At 75.4% G+C, this 7951-nt stretch carries 8 protein-coding genes; 1 reads left to right on the forward strand and 7 read right to left on the reverse strand.

Going from position 1 to position 7951, the window contains the following annotated elements; all coding sequences use genetic code 11:
• From AB0J52_RS18960 to AB0J52_RS18980, 5 genes are all read right to left on the reverse strand, one after another.
• Window positions 1–607 (reverse strand): alpha-(1->3)-arabinofuranosyltransferase domain-containing protein (locus AB0J52_RS18960; RefSeq protein WP_500182904.1); only part of this gene is annotated, 607 nt, incomplete at its 3' end.
• A gap of 52 nt (window positions 608–659) precedes the next feature.
• Window positions 660–2117, reverse strand: coding sequence for a glycosyltransferase family 4 protein (locus tag AB0J52_RS18965; RefSeq protein WP_500182905.1), 1458 nt, complete (start codon window positions 2115–2117; stop codon window positions 660–662).
• Complete coding sequence (locus tag AB0J52_RS18970; RefSeq protein WP_500182906.1) at window positions 2114–2974, reverse strand: glycosyltransferase; 861 nt, start codon at window positions 2972–2974, stop codon at window positions 2114–2116. The genes AB0J52_RS18965 and AB0J52_RS18970 overlap by 4 nt, the downstream gene beginning before the upstream one ends.
• A gap of 18 nt (window positions 2975–2992) precedes the next feature.
• A complete protein-coding gene (locus tag AB0J52_RS18975) occupies window positions 2993–3124 on the reverse strand; it encodes a hypothetical protein (protein WP_500182907.1) in 132 nt (43 codons plus the stop codon).
• Window positions 3124–5037, reverse strand: coding sequence for an MmpA family trehalose lipid delivery protein (locus AB0J52_RS18980; protein WP_500182908.1), 1914 nt, complete (start codon window positions 5035–5037; stop codon window positions 3124–3126). Before AB0J52_RS18980 ends, AB0J52_RS18975 begins: the two co-directional genes overlap by 1 nt.
• A gap of 141 nt (window positions 5038–5178) precedes the next feature.
• Between AB0J52_RS18980 and AB0J52_RS18985 the strand changes: the two genes are divergently transcribed.
• Window positions 5179–5625 carry a hypothetical protein gene (locus AB0J52_RS18985; protein ID WP_500182909.1) on the forward strand — a complete coding sequence of 149 codons (447 nt, stop codon included), beginning with the start codon at window positions 5179–5181 and terminating at the stop codon, window positions 5623–5625.
• A gap of 120 nt (window positions 5626–5745) precedes the next feature.
• On the opposite strand, the gene AB0J52_RS18990 is transcribed toward AB0J52_RS18985, so the two are convergent.
• Together AB0J52_RS18990 and AB0J52_RS18995 are read right to left on the reverse strand one after the other, a co-directional pair.
• On the reverse strand, window positions 5746–6531 hold the full coding sequence (locus AB0J52_RS18990) for an SDR family NAD(P)-dependent oxidoreductase (protein ID WP_500182910.1): 786 nt from the start codon (window positions 6529–6531) through the stop codon (window positions 5746–5748).
• 103 nt (window positions 6532–6634) lie between these two features.
• A partial coding sequence (locus AB0J52_RS18995; RefSeq protein ID WP_500182911.1) for an acyl-CoA dehydrogenase family protein occupies window positions 6635–7951 on the reverse strand: 1317 nt, incomplete at its 5' end.

Below are 7951 nucleotides of genomic sequence, written 5' to 3' on the forward strand. Positions count from 1 at the left end.
GTCCGCCGTCGCGCCGGGCGGCCGTCGCGAGCGGCACGACCGTCCACGGCAGCATCGCGAGCGGCAGGTACTCCCAGGAGTTCTGGCCGAGCGCGGACAGGGCGTGCGGGCTGAGCGCGTACGCCGTGCCCGCCGCGAGCCGCGCCGCCGGGCCGCCGATCTCCAGCCGCGCCGCGAGCGCCCGCACGCCGAGCAGCGCCGCGCACATCAGCAGCGCGAACCAGAGCCGCTGGACGATCCAGGGCGGCATCCCGGCGGCGTGCCCGAGCCAGTAGAACGGGCCCATCGGGACGAAGTACCCGGCCGCCTGGTTCTGGAGCTGGCCGAACTGCTCGGGGTCCCACAGGTGCAGCGCCCGGCCGAGGAACGCGCCGGGGTCCAGCACCATGTCGATCTTGGTGTCGGCGAGCAGCAGGCCGGGCCTGGTGCAGACGGCGAGCGCGGTCAGCGCCAGGCAGCACACCAGCACCCGCAGCCGGTCCCGCAGCCGCGGATCGACCGCCGCCTCGGCGGGCGCGCCGGCGCGCGCGGGGGCGTCGCTCGACACGGCGTCGTCGGGGACGGCGGGCACGCCGTCGGGCATGGTCGCGGACGAGTCGCCGAACACCCTGACGCCCTCCCCCGGACCCGCTCTCTCCCGACCCTCGCCTCCCGCCGGGTCAGCGTTCGGCGGCGGGGCCAAGGCCGTCCTCGACTCCGCCCCCGGCCCCGGCCCCGGCATCGGTGCCGACACCGTGCTCGACGCGGCCGAGCAGGCGTTCGAGCGGCGTCGCGGGACGCACCGGCTCGGCCTCGCCCGCCGCGACCAGCTCGTCCCGGACCGGGCCCTCCGCGACCAGGAGGTGACCGTCACCGTACCGGCGGACGACCTGTGAGTCCGCACCGGCCGCCGCCCCGGCCCGCCCGCCGACGCCGACGCCGCCGGTGCCGGTGCCGGTGCCACTCGTCCCGCGCCGGACGGACGCGGCGACCAGCGCCGCCATCCGGTCCGCGGTGTGCTCCCAGTCGAACTCGGCCGCCCACGCCCGGCAGGCGGCGGCCACGGCGTCCCGGCGGCCGGGGTCGGCCAGCTCCTTCAGCGCCCGGTCCACGGTGTGGACGAGCTCGGCCGCGTCGCCGGTCTCGGCGGCGAGCCAGCCGGTCGTGCCGTCCCGGACCGCGTCGCGCAGGCCGTCCACGTCGCAGGCGACCGTCGGGACGCCGAGGGCGGCGGCCTCCGCGACGACCAGGCCCCAGCCCTCGCCGCGCGAGGCGCTCAGGTGCAGGTCGGCGGCCGCGACGACGGCGGCCTTCTCGTCCTCCGGGACGAACCCGAGCAGCTCGACCGCGTCGCCGAGCCCGCGCGCGGCGATCTCGGCGGCGAGCCGGTCCTGCTCGGGACCGCGCCCGATGATCCGCAGCCGCAGCCCCGGACGCTCCGGCAGGCACCGCTCGACCAGGTCGAGCAGCAGGTCGGCGCGCTTGTGCGGGACGAGTCGCGTCACGCACACCAGCCTCGGCGCCGCCGGATCCACCGCCCGCCGCCCCCCGACCGGCGCGGACAGCGCGAACGGCCCGGCCGGCGCGTCCACCCCGACCGGGACGAGGTAGACCGGGCCCGTCCAGGCGAGCCGGGTGCGCAGCGCCTCGACCGTGGTCGGCGAGATCGCGGTACAGGCGTGCCGCCGGTACGTCCGGCGCGCGACGGGCCCCTCCAGCGTCCGGCCGATCCACGCGAGCCAGGGCGGGAAGTAGAGCGCGAACTGCTCGTCGTGCACGTGGAAGATCGCGCAGAACACCGGGACGCGGCGCGGCAGCACCCACGGCGTGAAGAACGGGATGCCGTTCTGGCAGTCCAACACCGCGTCGAAGCACCGCCGGTGCGCCAGCATCCAGGCCAGGACCAGGGGGTACACCGTGAACCGGCCGCCGAGCCGGACGAACTCGACGCCGTCCACCCGCTCGCGGCGCGCCTGCCCCGGCGCGCGGCAGGTGACATAGGTGACGCGGGCGCCGCGCGCCGCGAACCGGCGGGCGAGCTCCCAGGCGTACCGTTCCGCGCCGCCCGCCGCCGGGTGCGCCGGGTCCCGCCAGTTCACGATCGCCACGCGCAGGCCGCGGACGTCGTCCTTCCTCATCCCGGTCCGGCCCCGCTGATCTCGGTGAGCGGCAGCGCCACCACCCCGGCGGCCCCGGGCTGCGCCGGGACGATCGCGGACTGCGCCGTGACAGGTTCGGGCCGCGCCGCGCCGGGTGCGGAGGCCGGGCGGCGCGCCGACATCCGGATGGCCACGACATCGCGCAGGCAGCGCGCGGAGTGCCGGCGCACCGAGAACGTCGATCCGGGGACGTCCCGCCACCGCACCGGGATGGCGGTGATCACCGCCCCGCGCCGGGCGCAGTGCATCAGCAGCTCGACGTCGAACGCGAAGCCGGTGGTGACGAGGTCGGCGGCGGCCGCGCGGGCGAGGGGCCCGTCGAAGAACTTGAACCCGCACTGGGTGTCGGTCACGCCGTCCGCGAGGTCGCGGGTGAGCCGGTTGAACACGATCGCGCCGACCTTGCGGAGCGGGTGGCTGTAGTCCTCCACCAGGGAGGACGGGTGGCGGCGCGACCCGACCACCACCGGGTGGCCCGCGCCGAGCAGCGCGAGGGCGTCGTCCAGGCCGGACAGGTCGGTCGCCATGTCCGCGTCGCAGAACCCCACGTACCGGGCGCTCGTGGCGAGCAGTCCCGCGCGGACGGCCGCGCCCTTCCCGCGCTCGGGGCAGCCGATCACCCGGACCGGGACCGGCCCGCGCCAGGCCGCGGCCACCTGGGCGGTGCCGTCGGTGCTGCCGTTGTCCACCACCAGCACGGACGCGGTGACCGGGAGGGCGGCGAGCCGCGCGCCCAGCGCGTCCAGGCCGCCCGGCAGCCGGACGGCCTCGTTGTAGGCGGGCACGACCACCTCAAGGGTCGGGCGCGCACCGGACGGAGGCGTGGGGACGGCCATCGGGGGACGGTCCGGGGCCTACCGGGAGCCGTAGTTGTACAGCGGCTTGATCACCGGGGAGTTCTGGGAGGCGTTGGTGTAGTGCACCACGCTCACCGAGGTCAGCAGCGCCAGCAGCGTGCCCGCTATGGCAGCGATCGCTATGCGCATCAGGGGGCCCTTCCACGTCGGGGGATGCGAAGGATGTGTGTGGTCACAGTAGTGCCCCGGGTTACGAATGACCAGACGATCAGCGAAACCAGGACAATCCATGACATTGCAGTCGGGACGAGCGGTGCGCGTGACTCCTCCGGACGCGCCGGATCCGGAATCCGGAACAGGACGAGGTCCGGTGTCGACAGGACGGTCTCGGCCCCCGCCAGCCGAGCCCGCCACGGCGTGTCCGCGCCGGTCTCGGCGTCCAGCGCCACGTACCGGACGCCCGCCGCCCGCAGCGCGGGCACGAGCGGTCCGCCGCCCGCCACCACCGGGTCAAGCGCGCGCGCCGCCGGATCCTCCGCCGGAACGGTCGTGGAGCCGACCACCACCGCGTCCGCCGTGACGACCCGGCGGTCCAGGAAGCGGGGCAGCGCGTCCAGCGACGTCCGGCCTCCGTTCCACGGGTAGCTCCGGTACGTCGCCCACGGCAGGACGAGCACGTCCCCGCGCACCGGATCGGCATGGACGGCCTCGCGCGCCACGTCCCAGCCGTCCGGGTACTCGACCGGACGGAGCCGTCCGCCTGCTCCCAGCGCCAGCGACGGCAGCAGGACGAGCGGCAGCACCGCCAGCACGACGCCGACGCCGCCCGCCAGCAAGTCCGGCCCTTCCTTGCCGCGCGGCTGGACGGCCCGCACGACCACGTCCGTGACCAGGCCCAACCCGACCGCGATGACCAGTACGAGCGGCGCGGTGTACTGCTGCCCGTCCCGCAACACCGCGAACCCGGACCAGAGCTCGATGAGCCACTTCAAGGCGGGCGCGGCGACGACACCGAACGCCGCCAGCACAAACCCGACCCCCGCCGCGAGGGCCAGCCCGGGACCCCAGGCGGGACGGTCGGCACGACGCAGCAGCCCGGCGAAAGCGGCAAGCGACGCCAGCACGACGAGCGCCCAACAGAACACCAGGACGCCCGTCCCGTACCCCTTGGGCACGACTTCGGCGTTCCAGACCCCGCCTGTGAGCAGCAGGCTCCCGAGCGTCCCGAACGGCGTGTCGGCGCGCGGGGCGAACGCGTCCACGGCGGACGACGCGCCCGGCACACCGGAAGGCCGCAACCACCCCGTCACCAGCCACGGCAGGCTCAGCGCGACGACGACGCCCGCGACCCGGAGCACGGCCGTCCCGCGCCGCCTCCACTCCCCCGGCGCGCAGGCGGCGACCGCGAGCGTGGGCAGCCCCGCGATCGCCATCGCGGCGAACCCGCCGACGGCAGCGGGCACGAGCGCCCGCACAACCCGCCGCGTCCCGTCCGCGTCGGCGGCCCCACGCCCCGTCCCATCCGCGTACGCCGCGGCTCCGCGCCCCTTCCCACCCGCAGACGCGGCGGCCCCGCGCCCCTTCCCGTCCGCAGACGCGGCGGCGCTCGGGCCTGCCTCGTCCACGGGCGCGGCACGCCCCCGCCGCGTGCCGATCGCCGAAGCGGCGGCGACGGCCCAGGGCAGCGAAGCGTACCCGAGGAGCAGCGCCCAGTGCCCGAGGACGAGCCGCTCCGCGACGTACGGATTCCAGACGTAGCAGACCCCCGCCGCCAGCCGAGGCAGCGGCCGCGGCGTCGGGACCAGCGCCGCCGCCCCCGCGCAGCCGAGCGCGAAGACCAGCAGAAGCAGCGCCTTCTGCACCAGGTCGCCGGGCAGCACGGCCGACAGCGCGGCCGCGAACGCGTCGCTCGGGACGTGCCGGGGCAGCGTTCCGGTCAGCCCGAAGGTCATGGCTGTGAGCGGCTGGCGCGGCACGGCCACCATGTCGTAGGACAGCAGGAACCCCCGCGCGAGGCCGGGTCCGAGCGCCAGCAGGCCCAGGACCAGGCCGGTCAGCGCGGCGGCCCCGTGCCGGGCGCGCGCGGTCGTCCTCTCGGTCATCGCGTCCGGACGCTATCGGACGCGCGGGGCGCCGCGTCCGCTGACCGCAACCGGACGGCCGCCGGACGGCCTCCCCGGCCGCCTTCTCTGCCAAGATCGTCCCGCCCCGCGCTGTCGTGGACCACCCACCCGAGGAGACCCATGCGGACGCGCAAGACCCTGACCCTGGCCGGCGTCGCCGCCGGAGCGGCCACCCTCGCGGCCGGCCTCGCCGGACCCGCGTCGGCGGCCCCGCGCGCGGACACCGTGACCGCCGCGAGCCTTCCGTCCTACTGCCGTGTCAGCACCGTCGGCCCGTACCGGTCGGGCAAGTACGTCAAGCTGACGACCAAGGTGACCTGCTCCAAGAAGGTGTACGCCCTCGGCGTCGAGGCGGGGGTCGGCCTCGCCAAGAAGACGCCGGTCCGGGCCAAGAACCTGAAGCACAACGTCAAGGCCAACTCGGTGACGGCGGCCTACAAGTGCCGGTCGAAGTCCCTGCACACCTTCGTCGGCTACAGCGGCGTGGGGATCATCACCATGAACGGCAAGAAGTACTCCTACCTCAAGGGCGTCCCGCTCAAGCGGTTCCTCAAGACCCACTGCTGAGACGGCTCGACCACTGCGGCCGTGCGGAACCACCCGGTTCCGCACGGCCGTCGCGTTCCCACGCTTCCCGCGCTTCCCGCGCATTCCTGCACGTTTCCGCGCGTTCCCGGCCGCCCCGCCTCAGCGGCGCTTCGCCCCGGTCAGGGACATCAGGCGGTGGGTGAGGCTCGGGGCGAGCCACGCCTGTGCCATGGTCACGCGCATCATCAGCGGGAGCGCGACGCGCGAGCGGTCCCGGCGGACCGAGGCGACCAGGGCGCTCGCGACCTGCTCGGGCGTGACGGTCGGGATGACCGCCGAGATGCTCGGAATGCGCTCCTCCGAGCCCGGGTTGTTGGCGAAGTAGTCGCTCGACACCTTCCCCGGGACGATCTCGGTGACGCCCACCCCGGTACCGCGCAGGTCCACGCGGAGGGCCGCGACGATGCCCCGCAGGCCCCAGCGCGCGGCGGCGTAGCCGAACGCGCCGGGCCAGACGGCCCGCGAGACCGGCGAGTTCACCACGACGATCCGGCCGCTGCCCCGCCGGACCATGCCGGCGGCGAACGCCGTGGTCACGTAACCGGCCGCCAGGTACGGGACGGCCGCCATGTCGCGGAAGTCGTGCGGGGACGACTCGTCCGCGAACAGCCAGCGGCCCGCTCCCGCGTTGTTCACCAGCACGTCCGGGACGCCCAGCTCGGCGCGGACCCGGGCGGCCATCTCCAGGACGGCGTCCGGATCGGCCAGGTCGCACGGGAAGGCCCGCGCGCCGCCGCCGATCTCGGCGGCCAGCTCGTCCAGGCGGTCCTTGGAGCGGGCGACCAGCGCGACCGTCGCGCCCGCGCGGGCGAACGCGCGGGCGGCCGCCGCGCCGATCCCCGACGACGCGCCCGTGATCAGGACGATCTTCCGGTCCAGCTCCACCACGGCACCTCCGGGACGACTACATGAAATGGTTTCATGTTAGCCGCCCCGACGGGCCCGCGCGGCACCCCGCCGGGCCGGCCGGCGGGGTGCCGGGCGCCGGTCAGTCGCGGGGCAGGCCGAGGATGCGTTCGCCGATCACGTTCAGGTTGACCTCGGTCGTCCCGCCGCCGATCGACATCGCGCGGGACGCCAGCAGGTAGCGGGTCCAGCGGCGGCGCAGCCCCGACTTCCAGCCGCCGGTGAGCGCGCCCTCGGCGTCCAGCAGCGTGAACCCGTACTCGGTGACGCGCTGGCCGTGCTCCATCGCGACCAGCTTGCGGACGTTCGCGGTCGCGCCCGGGTCGGTCCCGCTGAGCTGCTTCAGGGTCGCCCGCAGGCCGAGCAGGTTGAAGGCGTGCTCCTCGGCGGCGAGCCGGCCCAGCTCGTCCCGGACGACCGGGTCGTCCGCGACATCCAGCTCCTTCGCGAGCTCGACGAGTTTGCGCAGGTCACCGCCAAGCTGGAAGGAGCTGGTCAGGCCCACGCGCTCGTTCGCCAAGGTGTTGCGCGCGACCCGCCAGCCCTCGTTCACCGCCCCGACGACCCTCTCGTCCGGGACGAACACGCCGTCCAGGAACACCTCGTTGAACACCGCGTCGCCGGTGCACTCGCGCAGCGGCCGGATCTCGATCCCGGGCGACGCCATGTCCACCAGGAAGTAGGTGATGCCCGCGTGCTTCGGACGGTCCGGGTCGGTGCGGGCGAGGCAGATGCCCCACTGCGCGTCGCGGGCCAGGGACGTCCAGATCTTCTGCCCGGTGATCGACCAGCCGCCCTCCACGCGCTCGGCGCGGGTGGTCAGGCTCGCCAGGTCGCTGCCCGCGCCCGGCTCGCTGAACAGCTGGCACCAGACGTACTCGCCGCGCAGCGTCGGCCGCAGGAACCGCTCCTGCTGCTCCCGGCTGCCGTACTGCACCAGCGACGGCACGACCCACGCGGCGATCATCAGCGGGATGGGCCGGACCTTCGCCGCGCGCAGCTCCTGCTGGACGACGATCTGCTCCAGCGGCCCGGCGTCGCGCCCCCAGGGCTTCGGCAGGTGCGGGGTCACCCAGCCCTCGTCGGCCATCGCGGCCCGCTGGGCGAGGAAGTCCATTCCGGCCATCTCGCGCACGCGCGCCCGGATCTCGGCGCGCAGCGGCGCCACGTCCTCCGGGAGCTCGATGTCCATCTCGCGCCGCACGCCCCTGACGGCGAGTTCCGCGATCTCCGCGCGGGCGCGGCTCGCGCGGCCGAGCAGGGCGCGCAGCGTCAGAGCCCGCCGGTAGACCAGGTGCGCGTCGTGCTCGAAGGTGTAGCCGATCCCGCCGTGCACCTGGATGTTCCCCTCGGCGCAGGCCACGGCCGCGTCGGCGGCGAGCGCGGCGGCCACCGCGAC

Source organism: Spirillospora sp. NPDC049652 (genome assembly GCF_040675125.1).
In the GTDB taxonomy this organism is placed as follows: domain Bacteria; phylum Actinomycetota; class Actinomycetes; order Streptosporangiales; family Streptosporangiaceae; genus Spirillospora.

Coding starts and splice junctions, on each gene's coding strand:
- AB0J52_RS18965 (WP_500182905.1), bottom strand. CDS start 2,117: ATGAGGAAGGACGACGTCCGCGGCCTGCGCGTGGCGATCGTGAACTGG.
- AB0J52_RS18980 (WP_500182908.1), bottom strand. CDS start 5,037: ATGACCGAGAGGACGACCGCGCGCGCCCGGCACGGGGCCGCCGCGCTG.
- AB0J52_RS18985 (WP_500182909.1), top strand. CDS start 5,179: ATGCGGACGCGCAAGACCCTGACCCTGGCCGGCGTCGCCGCCGGAGCG.
- AB0J52_RS18970 (WP_500182906.1), bottom strand. CDS start 2,974: ATGGCCGTCCCCACGCCTCCGTCCGGTGCGCGCCCGACCCTTGAGGTG.
- AB0J52_RS18975 (WP_500182907.1), bottom strand. CDS start 3,124: ATGCGCATAGCGATCGCTGCCATAGCGGGCACGCTGCTGGCGCTGCTG.